24 protein-coding genes are annotated in these 22,512 nt (G+C 63.7%); 10 read left to right on the plus strand and 14 right to left on the minus strand.

Annotation, left to right across the window (positions count from 1 at the left end; genetic code table 11):
• Positions 1 to 10 precede the first annotated feature (10 nt).
• From pgaB to ACK5JE_RS01420, 4 genes are all read left to right on the plus strand, one after another.
• The gene (pgaB, locus tag ACK5JE_RS01405) at positions 11 to 2,038 is read left to right on the plus strand and encodes a poly-beta-1,6-N-acetyl-D-glucosamine N-deacetylase PgaB (protein WP_416799930.1); all 2,028 of its coding nucleotides are present in this window, start codon (positions 11 to 13) and stop codon (positions 2,036 to 2,038) included.
• Between the two features lie 12 nt (positions 2,039 to 2,050).
• Positions 2,051 to 3,385 (plus strand): poly-beta-1,6-N-acetyl-D-glucosamine synthase, encoded by a 1,335-nt coding sequence (pgaC, locus tag ACK5JE_RS01410; RefSeq protein ID WP_416799931.1) that lies wholly within the window; start codon positions 2,051 to 2,053, stop codon positions 3,383 to 3,385.
• A complete protein-coding gene (gene pgaD, locus ACK5JE_RS01415) occupies positions 3,382 to 3,846 on the plus strand; it encodes a poly-beta-1,6-N-acetyl-D-glucosamine biosynthesis protein PgaD (RefSeq protein WP_416799932.1) in 465 nt (154 codons plus the stop codon). Before pgaC ends, pgaD begins: the two co-directional genes overlap by 4 nt.
• Before the next feature lie 164 nt (positions 3,847 to 4,010).
• Positions 4,011 to 4,844 carry a response regulator transcription factor gene (locus ACK5JE_RS01420; RefSeq protein WP_416799933.1) on the plus strand — a complete coding sequence of 278 codons (834 nt, stop codon included), beginning with the start codon at positions 4,011 to 4,013 and terminating at the stop codon, positions 4,842 to 4,844.
• A 61-nt stretch (positions 4,845 to 4,905) separates the two neighbouring features.
• Here ACK5JE_RS01420 and bcsQ read toward each other — a convergent pair whose 3' ends face one another.
• Both bcsQ and ACK5JE_RS01430 read right to left on the minus strand, forming a co-directional pair.
• Entirely contained in the window at positions 4,906 to 5,619 is a 714-nt protein-coding gene (bcsQ, locus tag ACK5JE_RS01425; RefSeq protein WP_416799934.1) for a cellulose biosynthesis protein BcsQ, read from the minus strand.
• A gap of 382 nt (positions 5,620 to 6,001) precedes the next feature.
• A complete protein-coding gene (locus ACK5JE_RS01430) occupies positions 6,002 to 6,778 on the minus strand; it encodes an enoyl-CoA hydratase (RefSeq protein WP_416799935.1) in 777 nt (258 codons plus the stop codon).
• A gap of 25 nt (positions 6,779 to 6,803) precedes the next feature.
• Here ACK5JE_RS01430 and ACK5JE_RS01435 point away from each other — a divergent pair, with 25 nt between their 5' ends.
• From ACK5JE_RS01435 to ACK5JE_RS01450, 4 genes are read left to right on the plus strand one after another with little or no spacing between them, the layout of a single operon-like run.
• On the plus strand, positions 6,804 to 8,588 hold the full coding sequence (locus ACK5JE_RS01435; RefSeq protein ID WP_416799936.1) for a M61 family metallopeptidase: 1,785 nt from the start codon (positions 6,804 to 6,806) through the stop codon (positions 8,586 to 8,588).
• Positions 8,585 to 8,941, plus strand: a complete 357-nt coding sequence (locus ACK5JE_RS01440; protein ID WP_416799937.1) for a dihydroneopterin aldolase — start codon at positions 8,585 to 8,587, stop codon at positions 8,939 to 8,941. The genes ACK5JE_RS01435 and ACK5JE_RS01440 overlap by 4 nt, the downstream gene beginning before the upstream one ends.
• Before the next feature lie 18 nt (positions 8,942 to 8,959).
• Positions 8,960 to 10,036 (plus strand): tRNA 2-thiocytidine(32) synthetase TtcA, encoded by a 1,077-nt coding sequence (gene ttcA, locus ACK5JE_RS01445; protein ID WP_416799938.1) that lies wholly within the window; start codon positions 8,960 to 8,962, stop codon positions 10,034 to 10,036.
• A gap of 6 nt (positions 10,037 to 10,042) precedes the next feature.
• Positions 10,043 to 10,879 (plus strand): DUF4105 domain-containing protein, encoded by an 837-nt coding sequence (locus ACK5JE_RS01450; protein WP_416799939.1) that lies wholly within the window; start codon positions 10,043 to 10,045, stop codon positions 10,877 to 10,879.
• Positions 10,880 to 10,916: 37 nt separating this feature from the next.
• Here ACK5JE_RS01450 and ACK5JE_RS01455 read toward each other — a convergent pair whose 3' ends face one another.
• The 9 genes from ACK5JE_RS01455 to ACK5JE_RS01495 form a co-directional block, all read right to left on the minus strand.
• Positions 10,917 to 11,945 (minus strand): helix-turn-helix domain-containing protein, encoded by a 1,029-nt coding sequence (locus tag ACK5JE_RS01455; RefSeq protein WP_416799940.1) that lies wholly within the window; start codon positions 11,943 to 11,945, stop codon positions 10,917 to 10,919.
• A gap of 147 nt (positions 11,946 to 12,092) precedes the next feature.
• On the minus strand, positions 12,093 to 12,629 hold the full coding sequence (locus ACK5JE_RS01460; RefSeq protein ID WP_416799941.1) for a cytochrome C: 537 nt from the start codon (positions 12,627 to 12,629) through the stop codon (positions 12,093 to 12,095).
• 25 nt (positions 12,630 to 12,654) lie between these two features.
• Positions 12,655 to 13,188: a methylamine dehydrogenase light chain gene (locus tag ACK5JE_RS01465; RefSeq protein WP_416799942.1), complete on the minus strand. Its 534-nt coding sequence runs from the start codon at positions 13,186 to 13,188 to the stop codon at positions 12,655 to 12,657.
• Positions 13,175 to 13,807, minus strand: a complete 633-nt coding sequence (gene mauD, locus ACK5JE_RS01470) for a methylamine dehydrogenase accessory protein MauD (RefSeq protein WP_416799943.1) — start codon at positions 13,805 to 13,807, stop codon at positions 13,175 to 13,177. Before mauD ends, ACK5JE_RS01465 begins: the two co-directional genes overlap by 14 nt.
• Positions 13,804 to 14,352: a MauE/DoxX family redox-associated membrane protein gene (locus ACK5JE_RS01475; RefSeq protein ID WP_416799944.1), complete on the minus strand. Its 549-nt coding sequence runs from the start codon at positions 14,350 to 14,352 to the stop codon at positions 13,804 to 13,806. The genes mauD and ACK5JE_RS01475 overlap by 4 nt, the downstream gene beginning before the upstream one ends.
• Positions 14,345 to 15,541, minus strand: a complete 1,197-nt coding sequence (locus ACK5JE_RS01480) for an amine dehydrogenase large subunit (RefSeq protein ID WP_416799945.1) — start codon at positions 15,539 to 15,541, stop codon at positions 14,345 to 14,347. Before ACK5JE_RS01480 ends, ACK5JE_RS01475 begins: the two co-directional genes overlap by 8 nt.
• A 23-nt stretch (positions 15,542 to 15,564) precedes the next feature.
• On the minus strand, positions 15,565 to 16,437 hold the full coding sequence (locus ACK5JE_RS01485) for a transporter (RefSeq protein WP_416799946.1): 873 nt from the start codon (positions 16,435 to 16,437) through the stop codon (positions 15,565 to 15,567).
• A gap of 125 nt (positions 16,438 to 16,562) precedes the next feature.
• The gene (locus ACK5JE_RS01490; RefSeq protein ID WP_416799947.1) at positions 16,563 to 18,056 is read right to left on the minus strand and encodes an aldehyde dehydrogenase family protein; all 1,494 of its coding nucleotides are present in this window, start codon (positions 18,054 to 18,056) and stop codon (positions 16,563 to 16,565) included.
• A gap of 126 nt (positions 18,057 to 18,182) precedes the next feature.
• On the minus strand, positions 18,183 to 19,106 hold the full coding sequence (locus ACK5JE_RS01495) for a LysR family transcriptional regulator (RefSeq protein ID WP_416799948.1): 924 nt from the start codon (positions 19,104 to 19,106) through the stop codon (positions 18,183 to 18,185).
• Between the two features lie 220 nt (positions 19,107 to 19,326).
• Between ACK5JE_RS01495 and ACK5JE_RS01500 the strand changes: the two genes are divergently transcribed.
• Positions 19,327 to 19,701, plus strand: coding sequence for a DUF4148 domain-containing protein (locus tag ACK5JE_RS01500; RefSeq protein ID WP_416799949.1), 375 nt, complete (start codon positions 19,327 to 19,329; stop codon positions 19,699 to 19,701).
• A gap of 112 nt (positions 19,702 to 19,813) precedes the next feature.
• On the opposite strand, the gene gfa is transcribed toward ACK5JE_RS01500, so the two are convergent.
• The 3 genes from gfa to ACK5JE_RS01515 all read right to left on the minus strand — a co-directional run bounded on the left by gfa (position 19,814) and on the right by ACK5JE_RS01515 (position 21,908).
• The gene (gene gfa, locus ACK5JE_RS01505) at positions 19,814 to 20,389 is read right to left on the minus strand and encodes an S-(hydroxymethyl)glutathione synthase (RefSeq protein WP_416799950.1); all 576 of its coding nucleotides are present in this window, start codon (positions 20,387 to 20,389) and stop codon (positions 19,814 to 19,816) included.
• 74 nt (positions 20,390 to 20,463) lie between these two features.
• Positions 20,464 to 21,573, minus strand: a complete 1,110-nt coding sequence (locus ACK5JE_RS01510; RefSeq protein WP_416799951.1) for an S-(hydroxymethyl)glutathione dehydrogenase/class III alcohol dehydrogenase — start codon at positions 21,571 to 21,573, stop codon at positions 20,464 to 20,466.
• Positions 21,574 to 21,632: 59 nt separating this feature from the next.
• Positions 21,633 to 21,908 (minus strand): metal/formaldehyde-sensitive transcriptional repressor, encoded by a 276-nt coding sequence (locus ACK5JE_RS01515; protein WP_416799952.1) that lies wholly within the window; start codon positions 21,906 to 21,908, stop codon positions 21,633 to 21,635.
• Positions 21,909 to 22,187: 279 nt separating this feature from the next.
• On the opposite strand from ACK5JE_RS01515, the gene ACK5JE_RS01520 reads away from it, so the two are divergent.
• The coding region (locus ACK5JE_RS01520) for a hypothetical protein (RefSeq protein WP_416799953.1) at positions 22,188 to 22,512 on the plus strand (325 nt) is incomplete at its 3' end.

The raw sequence follows: 22,512 nt of genomic DNA on the forward strand, positions 1-22,512 counted from the left end.
GGAGTGCGCCATGCGACGACTCTTCGCCTTTCATCCGAATCTTTTCTTTCTGGCGTGCTGCCTGGTGCTGCTCACCGGCTGCGCGCGCGACATCCCGCAGTTCACACCGCCCGCCGAACGTCCCGTCGCCAGCGTCGATCAGCCCTGGCCCGCCAACCGCGTACTGGCGCTGGCCTACCACGACATCGCCGACGACGATCCCGATCAGCGTTTCCTGACGGTGCGCACCGGGCAGTTCGCCGCCCAGCTCCAATGGCTGCGCGCCAATGGCTACCAGGCAGTGTCCGTCGATCAGATCCTGGCAGCAGGCCAGGGGGGCAAACCGCTGCCGCCCAAGGCCGTGCTGCTGTGTTTCGACGATGGATATCGCAGCTTCCGCACCCGGGTCTTCCCGATTCTGAAGGCCATGGGCTGGCCGGCCGTCTGGGCGCCCGTGGGAAGCTGGATCGACACGCCGCCGGGACAACCCGTCCGGTTCGGCAACCTGGAGATTCCTCGCGATCGCTTCGCCACCTGGGAAGACGTCCGGCAAATGGCCCGCTCCGGCCTGGTCGAGATCGCCGCGCACTCCGACGCGTTGCACCAGGGCATTCTCGCCAATCCCCAGGGCAATAAAGAGCCGGCCGCCGCGACGTACCGTTACGATCCCGACACGCGTGCCTATGAAACCGATGCCGCCTACCGCCGGCGTATCGACGACGACGCCAGGCGCATCACGCAGAAAATCCGCCGGACGACCGGCAAGGCGCCCCGGGTCTGGGTCTGGCCCTATGGCGCGGCCAGCGGCGCGGCGCTGGATGTCATCCGCAAGCGCGGGTACCGGATGGCCCTGACCCTCGACGCGGGGCTGGCCTCCGTGGACGCGCCCTATTCCATGCCCCGCCTGCTGCTGACGAACTCGCCCAACATGCGCGAATTCGCCCGCTCCGTGCTGGGTGTCGAATCCCGCGGCAATGATTTCCGGGTCGCGCAAGTCGACCTGGACTATATCTACGATCCGGACCCGGAACAGACGGACAAGAATCTGGGCGCCCTGGTGCAACGAATCGCCGACCTGCAGATCGAAACCGTGTTCCTGCAAGCCTATGCCGACCCCACGGGCGACGGTCTGGCGCGATCGGTCTATTTCCCGAACCGCCAATTGCCCATGCGCGCCGACCTGTTCAATCGAACCGTCTGGCAATTGCGCAATCGGGCTCACGTGAAGGTCTACGCCTGGATGCCGGTCCTGAGCTACGCGCTGCCTGCCGACATCACCCGTGTCGTTCGCTGGGATCCGGATCACCCGCAGGCCGACCCCGGCCCGGATCCAGCGCAGTATCAGCGGCTTTCTCTGTTCGACTCCAAGGCCCGCGCCGCCATCGCCGACCTGTACGAGGACATGGCGCGTGCAGCGCCCATCGACGGCATCCTGTTCCATGACGATGCGCTGCTGAGCGACTTCGAGGACGCCAGTCCGGCCGCCCTCGCCGCCTATCGCCAGGCCGGCCTGCCGGACTCGATCCCGGCCCTGCGGGCGGACAAGGACACACTGCAACGATGGACGCGATTCAAAAGTCGCGCGCTGGTCGATTTCACCCTCGAACTGACGCAACGCGTCCGCGCCATTCGCGGGCCCCAGGTGCAAACGGCCCGCAACCTTTATGCCGAACCGATCCTGAACCCGGTCAGCGAAACCTGGTTCGCCCAGAACCCGGACGATTTCCTGCAAGCCTATGACTGGACCGTGCCCATGACCATGCCGCTGATGGAACGGGTCCCCGCTGCGCAGTCCGATGCCTGGATCGACAAGCTGGTCGAGGCGATCAAGCAGCGGCCCGGCGCACTGGATCGCACCATGTTCGAACTCCAGGCACGCGACTGGAGCCTGCCGGGCCATCCGCCCGTGAACAGTCAGACCCTGGCCGGCTGGATGCTGCGCCTGCAACGCGCGGGCGTCCGGCATTTCGGCTACTACCCGGACGATTTCATACAGAACCAGCCCGTGCTGGAAACCATCCGGCCCGCGATATCGAACGCCTGGTATCCGCACCGATAGGGAGATTGCGCGATGACAGACCGACTGCTCGCATTTCTGATCCTGTGCCTCGTCGTCGGCGCCCCTTTCGGCGCAGCGCTGCTGTGGACGGGCAACCGGATCCTGGACTTCATCTTTTTCTATCCCCTGTTCATGTCGGGCCTGTGGATCTTCGGCGGGCTGTACTACTGGCTGCACTGGGAACGACGCTGGCCCTGGGGACCGGACGTCCCTGCGCCGTCGTTGCGGGGCCAGCCACAGATCTCCATCCTGATCCCCTGCCACAACGAGGCCGAGCACGGCACCGAAACGATCCTCTCGGCCCTGGCGCAGCGTTATCCGCGCGTGGAGGTCATTGCCATCGATGATGGTTCCACGGACGACACGGGCGCGATGCTGGACCGGCTGGCCGAGACGCATGCGCAACTGCGCGTCATTCACCTGGCCCGCAATCAGGGCAAGGCGATGGCATTGCGCATGGGCGCCCTGGCGGCCCGAGGCGAGTACCTGGTCTGCATCGACGGCGATGCCATGCTCGACCAGGATGCCGCGGCCTATCTGGTGGCGCCCATGATCGAGCATCCCAGGGTCGGCGCGGTCACCGGCAATCCGCGGGTGCGCACCCGATCCACCTTGATCGGTCAGGTCCAGGTGGGCGAGTTTTCATCCATTGTCGGACTGATCAAGCGCACCCAGCGCGTTTACGGTCAGATATTCACCATCTCCGGCGTGGTGGCGGCGTTCCGTCGCAGCGCGCTGGACCGGGTCGACTACTGGAGCCTGGACATGGTGACCGAAGACATCGACATCAGCTGGAAGTTGCAGCGGGACCATTGGTCGATCTTCTTCGAACCGCGTGCACTGTGCTGGATTCTGATGCCGGAAACGCTGCGCGGTCTATGGAAACAACGGCTGCGTTGGGCGCAGGGCGGCGCGGAAGTCTTTCTGAAGAACATCCCGGGCATCCTGTCCTGGCGCTACCGCCGCCTGTGGCCCATGATCCTGGAATATGGCATCTCGGCCATCTGGGCCTTTGCCCTGACCCTGTCCCTGATGCTCTGGATGATCGGCCTGTTCGTCGATCTGCCCGGTCATCTTCGCGTCGAGACCCTGATGCCGCCCTCTTTCACGGGCATGGCGCTGGCCACGGTCTGTCTGCTGCAATTCAGCGTCAGCTTTTTCATCGACCGCCGCTATGAACGCGGCCTGTTCCGTTCCCTGTACTGGGTGATCTGGTATCCCCTGGCCTACTGGATGATCGGCTTGCTCACCACGCTATGGGGCTTTCCCAAAGTCATGCTCAGGCGCCATCGCGTCCGGGCCCGCTGGGAAAGTCCTGATCGCGGCATCAAGGCGCACACATCATGATGATCATCAAAACCCCCCGCTCCCGTCTCACCTCCACATTCGACCACTTGCTCACCGCGCTGGCATGGGGAGCCTTTGCCTTTCTGTGTCTGCCGGGCCTGCGCTCGATCCTGGCGAGCACGGCGCACGCCGCGACCAATCCCGGCGCCACCGACAGGCTGCTGTCGAATGCGCAGACCCTGGTCGCCTACGCCCTCGTCTCGGCACTCATCGGCTTACTGCTCTCGGCCTGGGCCTGTTACAACGCCCTGCGCTTCGGCGGCCTGACCCGGCGCCAGCCGTTGAGTGATCCGTTGCCCAGCACCCTGGCTGAGCACTTCAGCATCAGCCCTCGGCAGCTGCATATCTTGCGCACCAGCCAGGCAGTCGTCATTCACCATACCGATGAGGGGCTGATCAGCCTGGTGGATTTCTCCCACGGCCCGAATTTTTCTGACAACGTATTACAAATGAACCGATAATCCGCCCTGGTTTGTTACATCATCGAAAAAAAGAAACAGCAAGACAAAATGAGGACTCCTGTGCTGCATCCTGGACTAAAATGTCAATGTTTGAAAAATAAAGTTCCTATCCGATATCAGTTTTGCTCGCTGAATGCGGCCTTGGACACAGGGGAAGCATCACGATGGCAACTGTCATAGTAGTAGAGCCCAATGCGCTCTTGCGCATGGGGCTCCTGACCCTCGTAAGAACACTCGACTGTGGCCTCACCTGCACGGGGACGGACTACGCGCAGCTGTTTCACCCTGCCCCCAAACGCATCGAGGCGGATCTGATGCTGCTGTCGGTGCCCGACACCTACAACCAGATGACCGATCTGGTGACAGCGGCACAGGAAAATTACGCATTGCGGCGCCTGCTGTTGCTGTCGGAAGCCCAGACCCTGCCCTATTCGCTGCTCAACATGCCTTCCGTGCTGGCCGGATACATCTCCAAGCATGCCTCGCAGGATGTACTGAAAACCTCGATCATGCTGGTGCTGGCCGGTGGCAAATGCTTTCCGCATCCCGACGCCTGCCAGGTCGACGTGCCACACGTGAACAGCCACACCAATCAGCCCAGGCGGCGCTGGTACGACCAACAGGATGTGCCCAATCTGTCGCCGGGCGACGAGGCCTCCCAACCCGACAATCTGCTGAACGAGCCAAACGTCAAAAGCATGCCGGCAGCGCTCCAGGCCGGCAACCAGACGCTGACGCCCGAACTCGTCTCCCGGGAAGCCGTCATGCTGCGCCTGACACATCGCCAATACGAAGTGCTGGTCCTGCTGGCCAGAGGCTTTCCACTGAAGAAAGTCAGCCAGGAACTGAATATCTCGGTGGCGACCGCCAAGACCCACGCCGAAGCGATCTATCAGCGCCTGGACGTCAACAACCGCAACGCGGCGGTCTATGCGGCGGTATCACGCGGCGCCACCTTGGGATGGCACGAAACGGATATGACCTCGGACGTGTCCTGAGGCTCCAGGGCCGTTCACGCGAATCCACGCGATCTCCTTGATCCATTCGTATGCGCAGGTCCTAGCCCGCCGTTGACAGGCACCACTGCGCAACGGACCGCGCGGCCTGGCTGGAGGCGGTATCCGGCCGGAACCGCGTCACAGGCTGTTTGCACGCCAGCGCCTCGTGCAGACGCTCATCGCGGACGATGATCTGCGACAGCACCCGCGCCCCATAGTGCTGCCGCCAGTCCTGGATGACATCGCGCTCCAGCGCCCAGGCGGGATCGTAGCCATTGACCAGCAGGTGGCTGGTGGCCTCGAACCCAATCTGCGCCAGCAGCACATGGGCAGCGATGTCGGGCTGGGCGACCAGGATGTCCAGGGTGCTGTGGAATCTCAGGGTAGGGGTCTGCTGGTTCGGATAGGCGGGGCAGTCGAACAGCACCCAATCGAAATCCCGGGCCAGACCGGGCAAGGCGCGCACCCAGAAATCATCGCCATGCAACAGGTGCGAAATCCCGGCGTCTTCGATGGCCGTACGTCCGAACGGGACCAGCACCAGGCCCGGCGCCAGGTCGAACGCCTGCTCACGCCAGTCAGCGGGAAATTCGGCAGCCACCCAGCCATGTCCGTCCCGATGCGGCACATCGAAATGCAGCCGCAGCAGATCCGATGCGTTCAGGTCCACCAGCAACACCCGCTGATCCAGCCCGTGCAGCGCATCCCCGAGCATCCCCGTCACCGTCGTGGTGCCCCCGCCGCCGCGCACACCCGTCAGGGTCAGGATATTCATCACGACACGCCCGGATCATCGTGCGAAATGACAACGGCTTCGCGCGTCTCTCTGCTCAGGTAGCGCTCGATCTCCGCCAGCAGCGGCCAGCCACCGCGTGCTTTCCGCGGGCTCCCGGACGGCGCCGGACGGGCCTCGTCGGAGGCCTGCGCATCTGGATATGCACGCGAAGAAAGTATCAGGACGTCATCACAATCATGCGGCCGTTGCGTTTCAACCATCGCATTCCCCGTCACCCGGCACGGGCCTTCAAAACAATCTGTATCGTTTGAAGATAAGGGTTTTCCGGTATACCCGTAAGGGGCGAACGGTTGAGGGCATCGAGTCCGGCCTCGGCCATCCGCAGGATGGCCGGCCGGCCCGCCTTGTGCTCCGGCGGGTTTCAGCGATGCTTGAACTCGGGCTTGCGCTTTTCGACGAACGCGCTCATGCCCTCTTTCTGGTCTTCGGTGGCGAACAGCGCATGGAAATTGCGCCGCTCGAACAGCAGCGATTCATCCAGGGTGGCCTCGAAGGCGCGGTTGACACATTCCTTGGCCATCATCACGGCGGGCAGGGATTTCGAGGCGATCACCTGCGCGGCTTCGAGGGCCTCATCCAGCAGGCGTTCCACCGGGACGACGCGGGACACCAGGCCCGCGCGCTCGGCCTCGGCGGCATCCATCATGCGTCCCGTCAGCACCAGATCCATGGCCTTGGCCTTGCCGACCGCGCGCGGCAGGCGCTGGGTGCCGCCATAGCCGGGAATGACGCCCAGGTTGATTTCCGGCTGGCCGAACCTGGCGTTCTCGGCGGCGATGATGAAATCGCACACCATGGCCAGCTCGCACCCGCCGCCCAGCGCGTAGCCGGACACGGCCGCGATCAGGGGCTTGCGGGTGCGGCGCAGCGCATCCCAGTTGCCGCCCAGATAGTCGGATTTATAGACGTCCATATAGGACCAGCTGGACATGGCGCCGATGTCGGCCCCGGCGGCAAAGGCTTTCTGACTGCCGGTCAGCACCATGGCGCCGATGTCGTCGTTGGCCTCGAAAGCGCGCACAGCGGTCATCAGCTCATCGATGACCTCGTTGCTCAGGGCATTCAGGACCTGAGGACGGTTCAGGGTCAGCAGACCGACGCGGCCCCGGACCTCGACCTTGACGAATGATTCGCTCATGGTGTCTCCAAAGTAAACTGTCGAAATGAAAAATGAACAGACGATCCAATACCAGGTCCGTCTGGCCGATCCGGCCGGGCACCGCTATGTCCTGCGGCTGACGATCCCGCATCCCGATCCGGCCGGCCAGGGCCTGCGCCTGCCCGCCTGGATTCCAGGCAGTTATCTTATCCGTGATTTTGCCCGACAGATCGAAACTTTGCAGGCCTCGTCCGGAGGCATGCCGGTCGCCGTGCGCAAGACCGACAATCAGACCTGGCGATGCGCCCCCTGCGACGGGCCGCTGACCGTGGACTATCAGGCCTACGCCTGGGACCTGTCCGTGCGCGGTGCGCATTTCGACGAAAGCCATGCCTTTTTCAACGGCTGCAGTCTGTTTCTGGCGGTCATGGGCCAGGAGTCGCAGACCTGCCTGCTGGATCTGCGCCCGCCCGCTCATGCGCGCGGCTGGCAGGTCTACACCAGCCTGCCGAGCGCCTCCGGTCATCCGGATGCAGCCGCCCTGCGCGGTTTCGGCCTCTACCGGGCTCGCGACTATGACGACCTGATCGACCATCCCGTCGAAATCGGCACCCCCCAGTGCATCAGTTTCGAGGCGCACGGCGCGATCCACGACCTGGTGTTCACCGGCCAGATTCCCGGCCTGGACCTGGAGCGCGTCGCCGCCGATGCGCAAAAGATCTGCGCGGCCCAGATCGAGCTGTTCGAGCCGGAGACCCGCCGAGCACCCTTCCTGGACAGCGCCGAGCGCTATGTGTTCCTGGTGACGGTCACGGGCGACGGCTACGGGGGGCTGGAACACCGCGCCTCCACGGCGCTGATCACGCGCCGCACCGACCTGCCTGCGAGAGGGCGGGCGACGCCCGAGGACTACACCACGTTCCTGGGCCTGCTCAGCCACGAATATTTCCATACCTGGAACGTCAAGCGCATCAAACCCGCCGCCTTCGTGCCCTATGACCTGAGCCGCCCCAACCACACGCAACTGCTGTGGGTCTTCGAAGGCTTTACCTCCTATTACGACGACCTGATGCTGCTGCGCGCCGGCGTGATCGACGAACCCGCGTACCTGAAACTGGTCGCCGGCACGCTGGATCAGGTCCTGCGCACCGGGGGCCGCCTGAAGCAATCCGTGGCGGAGAGCTCCTTTGACGCCTGGACACGCTACTACAAGCAGGACGAGAACTCACCCAATGCCCTGATCAGCTACTACACCAAGGGCGCGCTGGTCGCCCTGGGCCTGGATCTGGAAATCCGTCGCCAGTCGGGCGGCACGCGCAGCCTGGACGACGTCATGCGGCTGCTGTGGCGGCGCTACGGCCGCGATTTCTACCAGGGCCGCCCCCGCGGCGTGGCCGAAGGCGCGATGCCGGGCCTGATCCGCGCCGCCACCGGCGCCGACGTGACCGATTTCATCGCCCGTCACGCGCTGGGCCGGGAAGACATCCCCTTGAAATCCGCGTTGGCCCGTGCCGGGATCGAACTGTCCGCGCAGCCAGAGGCCCCCCGGCCCACACTCGATGTCCGCACCCAGGCCGATCCTGCCGGCCTGCGCCTGGTCACGGTCTACGAGCATGGCCCGGCGCACCGCGCCGGACTGTCCGCAGGCGATCTGCTGATCGCTGCGGATGGTCTGCGCATCACGGACGCCGCCAGCCTGGACCGCCTGCTGGACGCGCGCAACCCAGGAGCGCGCCTGAGCCTGCATGTGTTCCGGCGTGACGAACTGCGCCAGTACGCCGTGCGGCTGGGTAAACCGGACGCCCTGCGGCATCAGTTGCGACGGACCGACAGTGGAGCGCAGGCATGAACATCCGGCGCGTGATCCTCGACGATCTGCGTGTCCGGGTCTCCATCGGCATGCTGGATCACGAGCGCCGGACGCCGCAACCGTTGACGATCCGGGCAGAGTTCGAGACCGAGGCCATGCAGCCCGTCGATGACACGGACATCGGCACCGTGCTGGACTATCGTCTGCTGCGGGCCGCCCTGATCGAAGAAGCCACCCGCACCCACACCGACCTGCTGGAGACGCTGGTGGATCGCTCTCTGGCGCGCATCCTGCGCGATTTCCCCCGCGTCCTGGGCGTTAAAATCCGTATCTGCAAGCCCCAGGTCTTCGACGATTGCGTCGTCTGCGTCGAACAGGCCCGCCACCGCTGAACCGGCCCCCTCCATCCCATGAACCCATCCTCTCCGGCGCCCTTCACCGCTGCCCACGATTCCGCTCCGGCCACTGATTCCGTTCCATCCGCCGATGCCGTCACGCCCACCGACCTGTCGGCCCCGACCGCCGATACGCGCCCGCATGCCCCGCCGCGCCGCAGCGTCAACGAGAACAAGCTCGTCAAACGCCTGCTGCGCGAAACCGGCAAGGCCATCGGCGATTACGGCATGATCGAAAACGGCGACCGCGTGATGGTCTGTCTGTCGGGCGGCAAGGATTCCTACGGGCTGCTCGACATCCTGCTGACGCTGCGCCAGCGCGCGCCCATCGATTTCGAGGTCATCGCCGTCAACCTGGACCAGAAGCAGCCCGGGTTTCCGGAACATGTCCTGCCGGACTACCTGAGCGCGCGCGACATTCCTTTCCACATCGAGACGCGCGACACCTATTCCGTGGTCAAGCGCCTGATCCCGGAAGGCAAGACCACCTGTTCCCTGTGCTCCCGCCTGCGGCGAGGCATCCTCTACCGCGTCGCCCGCGAGCTGGGCGCCACCAAGATCGCCCTGGGTCACCACCGCAACGACATTCTGGCGACGTTTTTCCTGAACCTGTTCTACGGCGGACGCATGAAAGCCATGCCGCCCAAGCTGGTCTCCGACAACGGCGAGCACGTCATCATCCGCCCCCTGGCCTACGTGCGCGAAAAGGATCTGGCGGCCTATGCCAAGCTGCGCGAATTCCCCATCATCCCCTGCAACCTGTGCGGCTCCCAGGAAAACCTGAAGCGCAAGGAAGTCAGCCGCATGCTCGAGGAATGGGATCATCATTTCACCAACCGGACCTGGAATGTGTTCCGCGCTCTGTCGCACGTGGTGCCTTCGCACCTGATGGATCCGCACCTGATGGATTTCGCCGGCCTGCGGCCCACGGGGCAAGCGCACGCCGACGGCGACCGGGCCTTCGACGAAGAGGACTTCCCCCTGCCGGCCTTCTCCGAGGACGAGGATGAGGACGATGAGCGCACGGCCGTGCATAAGCCGGCGGTGCAGGTCATCGCCCGGCCGCGCGTGCGCAAACCGGATACGCCCTGAATCCTCATGATTCACTGGGCCCTCGCCACGCTCATCCTGGCTTTCGCGCTGGTGGCGGCCTGGTGGCTGAGCCTGAAGCCATCGAACGACCGGGACTGGGCCGATGAAGTCTCCCGCACCCTGCGCGGCCGCGTACAGGGGTCCCTGGTCTTGCTGCGCGATATCCGAGATTTCGACTGGCGCGGCAACACGGATTACACCGCGCGCTGGCACGACAGCGTCTACGATCTGGAAACCCTGCAATCCGTGGACATGGCGCTGTCGTACTGGATGGGACCGGCCATTGCCCATACGCTGGTGTCGTTCGGCTTCTCGGACGGACGCCATCTGGTGTTCTCGGTCGAGATCCGCCGGGAACGGGATGAGGCATTTTCCACACTGGGCGGTTTTCTCAGGCAATTCGAACTGGCCATCGTGGCCGCCGAGGAGCGGGACATCCTCCATGTGCGGGCCGGCCCCCGCAAGGAGCAGGTCTTTCTGTACCCGGTCCGCATGCCGGCGCCGGCCCTGCGCGCCCTGTTCCTGTCCTACGTGGAGCGCGCCAACCAGCTGGCGCAAAAGCCACGTTTCTATCACACCCTGACGGCCAACTGCACGACCCTGGTCTACGATATGGTCCGCCCCCTGGTCCCCGGCCTGCCGCTGGATTACCGGCTGATCCTCTCGGGCTACCTGCCCGAATACCTGTACAGCCACGGCGGCCTGGACACGCATCTGCCCCTGGACGTTCTGCGCGCCCAGGCAGACATCACGCAACGCGCCGCACAGTCCGGCACGGCGGCCGCATTCTCGCAACGCATCCGCACGCCGGCGTCGGCAAAGCGCACCGTGCCGCCCTCTTGAGGGTCATCCATCCAGGAGGGGAATTCGTCCGACCCCGTCAGACGGATCCGGCATGGCCATCGGCGAGGTCCTGCGCCAGACGCGCATGCTGGGTGCGCCATTCGCTGGGCGACATGCCGAAGCGGCGCCGGAACGCATGGCTGAATGCCGAGGTGTCGAGAAACCCGTGCGCATACGCCAGCTCACCGATCTGGCGGGTACAGGCGGGATCGCCCAGGAGATCCCGGCACCGTTCCAGCCGGGCGCCCAGGATGTAATCCGCCGGCGTGAGCCCCCGGGAGGCAAACAGCTTGTACAGGTAACGGCGCGACATCCGGAAACGCTGGGCCAGCGTCTCGGCGCTCATTCCGCTATCGTGCAGATGCTCGTGCACATGACGCAGAATGACGCGCAACTGCCCCTGGCGGACCTCTTCGAGGCTGGAGACGCCGCCGCCGTCGGCATGCTCGCCCAGACTGAGCGCAAACAGCCGCATCACGGTCGAGGAAACCTCGAACGCCAGATCAGGCCCCAAAGCCTGACCCTGGGCAATCAATGCCCGCAAGGCATCCATGGCGACCCGCGCGCCGCCATGGCTGGAACCGAAACGCCGTCCCAGCTGCGACTGGATCATGGGTTCCCACGCGGAGAGCACATGCGCCGGAATCTGCAGCACAAGAAAATGCGCGCCGGGTTCCTCGGAGACCTCGTAGGGCCGGGATGTGTCGTAGACCCCCCAATCCCCCGGATCAAGCTCGGCGGAGTGACCGTCCTGCGCAATCAATGTGCGGCCGGAAATCTGGACACTGAACTTGTATTGCGCGCTTTCGGAGCGATTGGCCAGCACACGGGTGCGCCGCACCCTCTGCGCCGACGTCACCAGCTCGGACACCTGGAGACAGCCGAGTGTCTCGTTGGCCGCCAGATTGCGGAATGGCCCATTGCCCCGGGGCTCGACCTCCAGGGGCACGAAATGCTCAGAAATACTGTCCGCCCAATCGCAGCGCGTATTGAACCGCCGCAGCGGCGTGCTCAACCACGTCGCATCGGAGGCAGGTACGGCCAGCTTGGACATGAGAGGGGACATGACGTCGATCCTCACTTCCTTTCAATAAGGAAATCTAGCCCCTGGACAACAATCCGGACAGCAGGACAAACCCCTAGCCGAACGTCGAAAATCCGGCCTTCCGGGAAAAACCGGATGACCGGATGCGCCAGCACCCGCCGCCCGCGCTCAGTTCGAACCATAGAGATACGGGGCGGGCGTCAGTCCCATTTGCAAGAGCCGGGTGGTGATCTGCCGGCGTTCGGCGGCCACATCGTCGAAACGATAAGGCCGCACGGCACCGACTTCGGCTGCCGTGAAGGGCCTGAAGTCCGAGGCCACCGCACCGGGACTGAAGTTGGCCACCATCCAGTTCAGGACATTGGCCAGCTCGGCATTGTCCAGCAGCGACTGGGCCGCCCCTGGTACACGAATCATGTATTCCCGGCCCTCGGGCAGATGCGTGAACAGACCGACCGAGTTGCGGAAGCTGGGCACTGCGTTGCGGGCCACCCCCTCGCCATCGAAACGGTGGCAGCCCCCGCAGTTGAGCATGTAGTCCTTGTAGGCCGACGTGCTGCTGCCCATGGCCTGGAGCATGGCGGCCTGCGAAGCAGCCGCATCCTCGGTGCGTTTGGCCTCGGTGCGCAACACCGCGGCGGAGGTCAGGACAGGCACCAGACAGAGGAGCAGACCGGTCCCGATCCCGTTCGTGAGCTTGGACATGATCCGCCTCCCCTGTCACTGTCAGTCAGTTCTTGCCCAGCCCCACGATGGTGGATACTGTGCAATGGTAGGTCGTGTTGCTGTTGGCCATGCACCAGTTCACATCATTGTGCAAGAAGAACTCATACCCTGGCCGTTCGCGCACCTGACCGCCGCAGTAGCACCGGCCGCAGGCCGTCTTGCCGCAGCAGTCATGATAGCTGACCAGATAGTCATTGCCATCCTTGGGATTGTGGCAGGTACCCACCCAGGAAATCGGGGAGGGCTCACTGCCCGGCGGGCAGGCAGTTGCCGAGCCGCCGCAGCAGGTGCACAGGAAGCCGTCCACCGCGCAATAGCGCCAGTAGTCGCAGGACATGAGTTCTTCTTCGGTCGCGGTATCCAGATCCGTCTTGGGCGGCGCTTCTGCCGCACGCGCGATCCGGGCGACCGGCAGGACCGGCATCACGAATGCCGTGCCCACGAAAACCTTGCCGATCGAACATAGCACACTGCGTCGAGACGAAGCGTGAGCCACCCTGCGGGTCAGGGATTCACCGAAATGATCAAGCCAACGCATTGCCGTTCTCCTTGCGTGTGATTTCCTGGACCTGAGCGCCGCGTTCCAGCCATTCCTGGGCCGATGCCACGCCGATTTCCTTGGCCGTGAACAGGCTCTCGAGCTGCTCACGGGAATTGATCAGGCCCTTGGCCCGGACGATGCCCTGCTCATCGATCAAAATGGCGTAGGGCAGCTTGCTGACCTGGAAGCGCATGCCGATTTCCGTGGACAGCAGATAGGGGAAGGGCTCCAGGCCGGCCTTGCGGTAGAACGCCAGATGCTCGGGCATCTCGCCGTCACTGGCCAGGACGATGTCCAGCCAGGCCGCTTCGGTGCGCGCCACCGACTTCAGGATGGGCAGCAGCTTTTTGCACACCGGGCAGGTGGGCGACACGAAAAACAGCAACTGCCCGCGTCCGCCGCCATAGCCGATGCGCTGATCGCGGCCCAGCAGATCGGCGAGCTCGAACCGGGGCGAGGCCTCACCGACCGCCGGCCCCTTGTCGATGGTCAGGGCGCCCATCGGCGCGACCCGTTCGTACAGGACGCCGATCTGCCGCGACAGCGCCAGCACCACCAGCAACAGGGCCAGTACCGTGACCCACAATACGATATTGGATACGATCAATGCCGTCATGATTGACTCCTTTTGCGCATCTCGAGATGGGATGCAAGCAACTGATTGAAAGCGAGATAGAGGCCGAGCAATGCCAGCGACATGCCAAAGAAAGTGACGCCGTCGAGCCACATCAGGTCACGCGGCGCAAAGCCGCCCGCCTGGGGCCAGGACAGCAGCGCCAGCGCCGCCAGCAGGCCATTGCGCAGCACGACCCACCAGGACAAACTGGTCGGGGCCTGGGACAGGCCGCCGCAACCGCAGTCGATATCGACGCGACCCCGCAACAGGTTCACCGCCACGCCCAGCGAGGCCACGGCCAGGACGGCCAGCGCCGCCAGGATGCCGGCGACTCGCGCGGCGGGCAGCAACAGGAGTCCGCCGGCCAGCAGTTCCGCAGCGATGAATGCCCATGCGAAAGGCCGCTGCAGAAAGGCGGGCAGCAGACGGTACCCCGAGACGGCCGACTCGAACTCGGCGAAATTGCGCAGTTTGTGCAGGGCGCCCAGCCAGAAGAGCGCCGCCAGCACCGCCAGCGCAGCATAGGCAATGACAGGATCATTCATTGCCGTCTCCCGCATAGCCCATCACCTGCAGGGCCGCCTCGCCCGCACCCTTGATCGTGCTCACGAATTTCGGTTCGGCGGCCGAAATATCGTAGATATTGACGTTGCCGCCATCGATGGTCAGCAGCTGCGGGGTCTTGCCCTGAATGATGGACATGGACAACGCATCCTTGCCCGGTACACGCGCGACGCGCTTGTGGGTCTTCAGGTCATAGACCCAGATCTCGGCGGCGGGATTCTTGTGGGAACCCTCGACCCCATCGGGGTGCATGAAGATGTACAGGCGCTGGCTGCGCGGCTCGACCGCCAGCAGGTTGTAGCCGCCCGGCACCCAGTTTTTCGCGCGGTCCGCGTCATCGAGCAATGACCAGGTGGGCTCGAACTTCATGGCGCCGTCCTTTTGCGGCCTGGCCGTATAGACATTGCCGTAGAAAGACACGAACACCAGCCCGTCAGAGAGGCGGCCCGGAGTGATGAAGATGGGGTCGGTCTTGACCGGGAACATCGGCTCGCTGCGTTTCTGGGACGCCACCTTGCCATCATCACCCAGGGTCATCGTCAGCAGGGCGCCGTCACCGCAGATCGTGGAGAAACTGCGCGCCAGACCCGGAGTGGGAATGATGCTCCAGCAACCGGCTGTGGATGTGATCTCGTCGGTAAAGGCGCCGTTCTTGATGTCCACCACGCTCACCGAGGCCGCTGGCGTCGCGTTCTGCACCAGCACGAAGCGACCATCGGCCGTCTGGCGGAACATGCCGTCGTAGTTCAGCGCCCCGGCCCGCTTGGACGGAATCTTGATCTCGCGCACGAAACTGAGTTTTTCATTGTCCCAGATCTCGACCACGTCGGTCCGCGCGCCGCGGGTGACACGCTCGTAATACGTGGTGAGGATATAAACGTTCTTGCCATCCTTGGACAACTGGGCCTGGCCGTTGAACGAGGACGGAATCATTCCCAGGAACTTTCCGCTGCTGCGATCGAACATGTTCAGACGGCTGTCGGTCAGGTGGCTGAACACGGAATCCATCACATAGATGCGATCGGCCGGGGTCACCTTGACCGTGTGACCGCCGGTCAATTGTTCGACAGGCAACGGCGGGGCGGCCTGAACGCCCATGGCGGATCCCAGCAGCAGGGCCGCCGACAGCAGGCTCACCCCGGTTGAGATCCTGAAGGCTGTTTTTTTCATGGCATGAGTCTCCTGGGTTCGGTCTAGAAGGCGTAGACGTAGCGCAACTGCACACCGCGCATGCGCGGACCGTTTTCGACCTTGAGGTCGTGGATGTATTGCAGCTGCACCTGGTTGGCGTCATTGATCTGATGAGTGATTTCAAACGCCAGTTGATGATTGTTGGCCCGCGAAGCCGTCTCGACGCCATCGACCTTTTCGCGACCGCCGGTTTCGTAGCGGTACCGCATGCCGACGTACGTGCTTTCGGTGAGATTGGTCGACGCCAGCGCCATCAGGCGGATGGCGGGCGATTTCTTCAGCGTGCCGCCGTAGTAATCGGTGTTGTCGCCGAAGAACTCGAACTCAGCCACGGCTTCGAGGAAGGTCGACTCCCCCACGCCCTTGACGAAAGCCAGATCCTGAACCGTGGTCCAGCGGTTCTTGCCCGGCGAGGCATCGGCATGGCTGCCATGGTATTTGCCTGTGGGTACCGTAATGAAGGGCTCCCAGGCGAACCAGGTCTTGGTTTCCGGGTTGTTGACGAACCAGACCGCCGCTCCCAATTGGGCATCGCCCACCCCGGTGACACGGTCATCGGGCATGCCGCTGAGCCCGATGGTGGTGCGAAAAGCCGGCAGGATCAATTCGTACTGAATCGTCTTTCCCAGGACCTCGCTGAAATACATGGGGCGCAGGACCAGGCCTTGCACATCCACAGTCGGTCCGTCGGGAACCCGGTCGCCATGATCGTAGAAGCCATGGGAATTCAGGTTAAGCAGATAGGCGGCGAACACCCCCGTGCCAGGCGGCGCGGGAATCCAGTCCCGCGTGCTGGGATCTCCCGCATGAGCGGCGCCTGCCGCGGCCAGAGCAGCGACCAGGGTAAATCGGCGCATGGTGCGCATCATCTTCATTCGTGTCTCCTCTTGACCAGCTTCGAGGCCGGCTCTGTTGGAATGAAATACCGTTAAGAATCAAGAACTATGAAATCAACTCAAACTCGCTCTGATGAATACCGATGCCTGCCCGGCACCCGCCCTCAGGCGGCCCCCGGATAGGCGATGCAGACCGACTTGGTTTCGAGGTAGTTGTCGATCACGACACGACCATGCTCGCGCCCGACCCCCGACTGTTTGTAACCACCGAACGGCATGCTCGGGTCCAGCATGTTGTGGGTATTGACCCAGACCGTCCCGGCCTGGATGCGGGGCACCAGACGATTCACACGCCCCAGATCGTTGCTCCAGATGCTGGCCCCCAGACCAAACCGGGTATCGTTGGCCAGCGCCACGGCCTGGTCTTCGTCGCGGAACCGGGCCGCCACGACCACCGGGCCGAAGATCTCCTCGCGCACGATGGAGGCATCGGGCGAGGCGCTGTCGAACACCGTCGGGCGGACAAAATAGCCCGGACCGTCCCAGTCCTTGCCCCCCGCCAGCACACGGGCGCCCGAATCGCGTCCGGCCGCGATGTAATTGGAAACCCGCTGCCGATGCCGCGCTGACACCATGGGGCCGATCTGCGTGTCCGGATCGAAACCCGAACCGATCTTGAGACCATCGGCCACTGTCGCCAGTCCCTCTACCACGTGGTCGTAAATGCCTTCCTGGATGAACACCCTCGATCCTGCCGTGCAGACCTGGCCCTGATTGAAGAAAATGGCATTGGCCGCGCCCTGGATAGCCTGCTCCAGCGGGCAATCGTCCATGATCAGGACCGGCGATTTGCCGCCCAGCTCGAGCGAGACCCGCTTCATGTCGTCCATCGCGGCGTGGCCGATGAGCTTGCCGACCTCGGTCGAGCCGGTGAAGGTGATCTTGTTGATGTCCGGATGGGCGACCAGCGCCGCGCCGGTCGTCTCGCCCCGCCCGGTGATCACATTGATCACCCCTGGCGGGAATCCGACCTCGAGCGCGAGCTCAGCCAGCCGGATGGCCGTCAGCGGGGTTTCCTCCGCCGGCTTGAGCACGATCGTGCACCCCGCCGCCATGGCCGGCGCAATTTTCCAGACGGCCATCAGCAACGGAAAATTCCAGGGGACGATGGCGGCCACGACCCCCACGGGCTCCGCCCGGGTATAGGCGTGATAGTGGGTCCCCGGCGGGAACGGGATGGACAGATTCAGTGTTTCGCCCGTGATCTTGGTCGCCCAGCCCGCCATGTAGCGCAGCCATTGGGCGCCGGCGCCGACTTCGAGCATCTGAGACAGGCCCAGCAGCTTGCCGTTGTTCAGCGTCTCGAGCCGGGCCAGCGCGTCGCCTTCGGCCTCGAGCCGGTCCGCCAGCGCCAGCAGCAGGCGCTCACGCCCCGCCGGCGGCATCCCATGCCAGGCGGGAGACTCAAACGCACGGCGCGCGGCCTGGACCGCCTGATCGACCTGGGCGGCACTGGCCTCGACCTGATGCGCGATGACTTCGCCAGTCGCCGGATCATAGACGGGCAGACGGCCCTCTCCCTGCGTGCAGGGCTTGCCATCGATGACCATGTGCTCACGAATGGCGGCCCGCTCCGGGCGCGTACTTGTCGCGGTCATGTCCGCCTCTCCTTCAGTAATGGTTATTTGAAGCTTAACCATCGCCGGGGATCGGCAATTGACCCTGTGTGCACAGGAAGATGTCCGGGTGTGCACGGTAGAACCAGCCCCGGGATCGACTCAGGGTTACCCCTTGGAAGGCCGCCCCGCGCCCGCCAGGATGTCCACTTTGGAGAGATGTTCCCTGACGAAGTCGACGAACACCCGCGCCCGGGCCGGCATCATCCGCGAGGGGAACAAGACCACCATGGGCACGGGCGCGAACGACCAGTCCGGCAGCAGCCGGACCAGACCGCTGTCCTTCATGTCCTGGATGGGCAAAGGCACGATGCCCATGCCCGCCTCGCCCATGCGGCGCAGCATCATGACCTGATTCAGCGCAATCCGTCCCTTGACCCGGACATGCTGCTCACGACCGTCCTCGGCCAACAGTTCCCAGGTGGAATCCACCCGGTCGCTGGTGAAGCGCAGGCATTCATGGTGCGCCAGATCCTCCGGACTGGCCGGCGTCCCCTGCCGATCGAGATATGCACGAGCCGCGTACAGACCCAGGACGAAAGCCCCGAGCCGTCCCGACACGATGCCGGAGTCGGGGGGCTGTCCCACCCGGATCACCACGTCATACGGTCCCGACTGGACATTGATCCGACGAATGTTGAGATCGTTGAGGTCGTACTCGCACTCGATCTCGGGATAACGCAACGAAAATTCCCGCAACGTATCGGACAGCAGCAGCAACGCCAGCGCGGAGGGCATCGAGACCTTCAGATGCCCACGCGGGTTGAGCGCCTCGCCCACGAGCATTTCATGCGCAATGCGCGCTTCCTCGATGATGTGCTTGCAGCGTTCGAAATAGGCCGCGCCGGCCTCGGTCAGGCTCACTCTGCGGGTCGTGCGGTTCAACAACCGCACCCCGATCGATTTTTCGAGCTGCGACACTCGCCGTGAAATCGTGGACGTCGGCATGTCGAGCGTCTTGCTCGCACGCGTGAAGCTGTTGCTGCGGGCCACCTCGACGAACAACTCGATATCGTTCAATGAAGGAGACATGATTGTTTTCCTGGGCGGCATCGGAAACCCTCTGCGTGACATTGTCCCGCATTCCCGTGCTGATTACCTCCATCAATAGAAAACTGATTTCGCATTTAGCCCATTTATCGGTCACGACAAATGGCGCAAAATGACTTTCGTCGAGGCAGGACATAGCGATCAAAGCGGAAAACCCGCAACGCCCCGCCCCATTCATTCACTTTTATTGAAGGAAACCATCATGAAAGTCACTGCTACCCTTGCCGCCCTTTCCATCGGCCTGGCCTCTGTCGGCCTGGCCCAGGCCGCCGATCTGAGCCGTGCCCAGGTCGTTGAACAGTTGCAGGTCGCCCAGTCCCAAGGCCTGGTGATCAGCAATGACCTGTCCAACTATCCCGTCCAGTCCACGCCCAGCACCCTGAGCCGCACGGAGGTCGTCAATGCCCTGCATCTGGCCCAGGCCCAAGGCCAGGTCAAGATCGGTGAACAGATCCACTATCCGAACATCCAGGCCAAAGGCCCGTCCGAAACCCGCACCCAGGTCCTGGCCGAACTGAACACGGCGCGCGCCGACGGTTCGCTGATCATCGGTGAAAGCGAAAACTATCCGCTGTAATGCCTCGTGATCACGCAGGCGGCGCCTCAAGCGCCCCTGTCGGTCTCGCCGCCCCCCTGTCACCTCGCGTGACGTGCGGGGGCGGTGGCTTTCTGGAAGGAAAGCGGGCGCCTCAGGCCTCTAGCGTCCCCTTACGCGCGGCCGTATGCGTGGCGACCATATCCATCAGTTCCGGAGACAGACAGTCGTAGGGCTCCAGGCCCAGCTCACGCAAACGGGCACGGATCGCCCCCATGCGCGCGGGCGGCGTGCCGCTCTCGATGATGGACGACACAAACGCCGCGAACCCAGGCGCCGCCCAGCCTGTTTGCGGTGAAAGCTCGGTATGCACGAAAGCCAGGCCATGAAAAGGATGGTCCGGGTTCTCGATCAGGCCGAACAGATGCGCGCCACAGGCCTTGCAGGCATGACGCCGGATCACGGCCGTCTCGTCCACGACCCGCAGCTTCTCGGGATGAGCCGTCACATGAACCTTTTCACGCGGAACGACGGCCACCAGGGAAAACAGGGCGCCCTCGGGCTTCCAGCATTTGGTACAGCCGCAGGCATGGTTGTACGCCGTCTGCGCATCAATGCGCAATGCGACCTTGTCCGTCGCGCAACGGCATTCCAGCGTGCCGCCGGCGAAATCCGAACGCGCCGTCGGGAAGCCTCGATCCAGCAGGGGATGCAGCGAAAATGCACTCATGATCGTCTCCGTTCTGTCTCTGTGAGAAATGGCCGCCCCACCGGGTCGGCCATGAGATACGGACGCCAGCAGTTTCAGTAGTGAATGACTGTCCGTATGGATTTGCCCTCATGCATGAGATCGAACGCCTCATTGATGCGTTCGAGCGGCATCGTGTGCGTGATGTAGGGGTCCAGCGCGATCTGACCGTTCATGGCCTGCTCGACCATGCCGGGCAACTGGGTGCGGCCCTTGACGCCGCCAAAGGCGCTGCCGCGCCAGACACGACCCGTGACGAGTTGGAACGGCCGGGTCCGGATTTCCTGGCCGCCGCCCGCGACCCCGATGATGATGCTTTCACCCCAGCCCTTGTGGCAGCATTCCAGCGCCGAGCGCATGACATCCACATTCCCGATGCATTCAAAGCTGAATTCCACGCCGCCATCGGTCATCTCGACGAGCACATCCTGGAGCGGACGATCGTGGTCCTTGGGATTGACGAAGTCGGTGGCCCCCATGACCTTGGCCAGCCCGAATTTGTCCGGATTGGTATCCACGGCGATGATGCGCCCTGCCCTAGCCTGCGCGCACCCCTGGATCACCGCCAGGCCGATGGCGCCCAGCCCGAATACCGCGACAGTGTCCCCCGCCTGGACCTTGGCGGTATTGTGCACGGCGCCGATCCCGGTGGTCACGCCGCAGCCCAGCAGACAGACCTTGTCCAACGGCGCCTCGGGATTGATTCTGGCCAACGAGACCTCGGCCACCACGGTGTATTCGCTGAACGTGCTGGTGCCCATATAGTGATAGATGGGCTTGCCCTGGTAACTGAATCGTGTCGTCCCGTCAGGCATCAGCCCCTTGCCCTGCGTCGCCCGCACCGAGGAACACAGGTTGGTCTTGCCGGATTTGCAGAACTTGCAGACGCCGCATTCGGCGGTATAGAGCGGAATGACATGATCGCCCGGGCGCACGCTGGTCACCCCCTCGCCGACCTCGACCACCACCCCGCCGCCTTCGTGGCCCAGCACGGCCGGAAAGACACCCTCTGGATCGATTCCCGACAGCGTATAGGCATCGGTGTGGCACAACGCGGTATGCGTGATCCGGACCAGAACTTCGCCCTTGCGCGGCGGATCGACATCGATTTCCACGATCTGCAAGGGTTTGCCGGCCTCGAAAGCAACGGCGGCGCGTGATTTCATTTGGATCTCCTGTGTTGACTGAGAGCCGCAAGTGGACGACGAGCCACTCGCCGAATCCCTCATTTCAAATACGAACGCACCAGGCTCGCGAGTTCTTCGACCCGCTGCGCCCGCTGAGCCACGGATACGGTGGCGGGACCGAATTCCTCTCGAATGTGAGCCTGCATGACTTCGGACATCAGCCCGTTGACCGCGCCCCGAATCGCCGCGATCTGCTGCAGAACAGCGGCGCAATCCGTATCAGCGATCAGCGCGCGTTCCAGCGCGTCACATTGGCCGCGGACCCGGCGCACACGGGCGAGTGCCCGTTTCTTTTCTGCTGCGGAATGAGGCATGCATGCTCTCTATATACCATACTGGGGTGTAGTATATTGCGGAAATGATGACACGTCCATTGAATGCAAAGTCGGCATCAACCCGCCTATGTGCAAACTCGTTCCGAAGATTCATCCCACGGAGGTCTGCGTAGATGGCTTTCATGCAGAACGCTATGTAAGGGCCCCACCCGCCATGGCATCCCTCGTTCGTGGGGCAAAGACCGCGCGAGTGACTAAAATGAGCGTCATTGGGCGCCGGGGAGCAACTGATTGCCGCTATTGCTGATTCCTCTTCTGATGGCCGCGATGCTTTTGGGCGCCTACCGGCTGTATGCCGAAGTGGCCGACCGGTTCGGGGTCGTGGCGGGCGTGAGCACAGTCGTCCTGGCGGTGGCGATCCTCATAGGCCTTGTCATCGGACTGGTGGCACGCTATCGGTATTACCACGGCAAAGCCCAGGCGGGTCGGCGTCTGCTGGATGTGTCGGGGGCGTGGGGCGAACTCACCCTGAATGCCGACGAAAAGCAGGGCCGCCTGACGCTGGACAAGCAAGAGGTACGGTTCATCTTCGCCGACATTGAAGCCGTGTCGTGCGTGGATGGCGCGGATACGTGCGTGATGC

Source organism: Castellaniella sp. (genome assembly GCF_047971665.1).
In the GTDB taxonomy this organism is placed as follows: Bacteria; Pseudomonadota; Gammaproteobacteria; order Burkholderiales; family Burkholderiaceae_B; genus Castellaniella.

Coding starts and splice junctions, on each gene's coding strand:
- ttcA (WP_416799938.1), top strand. CDS start 8,960: ATGAACCCATCCTCTCCGGCGCCCTTCACCGCTGCCCACGATTCCGCT.
- pgaB (WP_416799930.1), top strand. CDS start 11: ATGCGACGACTCTTCGCCTTTCATCCGAATCTTTTCTTTCTGGCGTGC.
- ACK5JE_RS01435 (WP_416799936.1), top strand. CDS start 6,804: ATGAAAAATGAACAGACGATCCAATACCAGGTCCGTCTGGCCGATCCG.
- ACK5JE_RS01490 (WP_416799947.1), bottom strand. CDS start 18,056: ATGACCGCGACAAGTACGCGCCCGGAGCGGGCCGCCATTCGTGAGCAC.
- ACK5JE_RS01430 (WP_416799935.1), bottom strand. CDS start 6,778: ATGAGCGAATCATTCGTCAAGGTCGAGGTCCGGGGCCGCGTCGGTCTG.
- ACK5JE_RS01500 (WP_416799949.1), top strand. CDS start 19,327: ATGAAAGTCACTGCTACCCTTGCCGCCCTTTCCATCGGCCTGGCCTCT.
- ACK5JE_RS01465 (WP_416799942.1), bottom strand. CDS start 13,188: ATGCGTTGGCTTGATCATTTCGGTGAATCCCTGACCCGCAGGGTGGCT.
- ACK5JE_RS01480 (WP_416799945.1), bottom strand. CDS start 15,541: ATGAAAAAAACAGCCTTCAGGATCTCAACCGGGGTGAGCCTGCTGTCG.
- ACK5JE_RS01450 (WP_416799939.1), top strand. CDS start 10,043: ATGATTCACTGGGCCCTCGCCACGCTCATCCTGGCTTTCGCGCTGGTG.
- ACK5JE_RS01420 (WP_416799933.1), top strand. CDS start 4,011: ATGGCAACTGTCATAGTAGTAGAGCCCAATGCGCTCTTGCGCATGGGG.
- pgaC (WP_416799931.1), top strand. CDS start 2,051: ATGACAGACCGACTGCTCGCATTTCTGATCCTGTGCCTCGTCGTCGGC.
- ACK5JE_RS01455 (WP_416799940.1), bottom strand. CDS start 11,945: ATGTCCCCTCTCATGTCCAAGCTGGCCGTACCTGCCTCCGATGCGACG.
- ACK5JE_RS01515 (WP_416799952.1), bottom strand. CDS start 21,908: ATGCCTCATTCCGCAGCAGAAAAGAAACGGGCACTCGCCCGTGTGCGC.
- ACK5JE_RS01510 (WP_416799951.1), bottom strand. CDS start 21,573: ATGAAATCACGCGCCGCCGTTGCTTTCGAGGCCGGCAAACCCTTGCAG.
- ACK5JE_RS01475 (WP_416799944.1), bottom strand. CDS start 14,352: ATGAATGATCCTGTCATTGCCTATGCTGCGCTGGCGGTGCTGGCGGCG.
- ACK5JE_RS01485 (WP_416799946.1), bottom strand. CDS start 16,437: ATGAAGATGATGCGCACCATGCGCCGATTTACCCTGGTCGCTGCTCTG.
- ACK5JE_RS01460 (WP_416799941.1), bottom strand. CDS start 12,629: ATGTCCAAGCTCACGAACGGGATCGGGACCGGTCTGCTCCTCTGTCTG.
- pgaD (WP_416799932.1), top strand. CDS start 3,382: ATGATGATCATCAAAACCCCCCGCTCCCGTCTCACCTCCACATTCGAC.
- mauD (WP_416799943.1), bottom strand. CDS start 13,807: ATGACGGCATTGATCGTATCCAATATCGTATTGTGGGTCACGGTACTG.
- ACK5JE_RS01440 (WP_416799937.1), top strand. CDS start 8,585: ATGAACATCCGGCGCGTGATCCTCGACGATCTGCGTGTCCGGGTCTCC.
- gfa (WP_416799950.1), bottom strand. CDS start 20,389: ATGAGTGCATTTTCGCTGCATCCCCTGCTGGATCGAGGCTTCCCGACG.
- bcsQ (WP_416799934.1), bottom strand. CDS start 5,619: ATGAATATCCTGACCCTGACGGGTGTGCGCGGCGGCGGGGGCACCACG.
- ACK5JE_RS01495 (WP_416799948.1), bottom strand. CDS start 19,106: ATGTCTCCTTCATTGAACGATATCGAGTTGTTCGTCGAGGTGGCCCGC.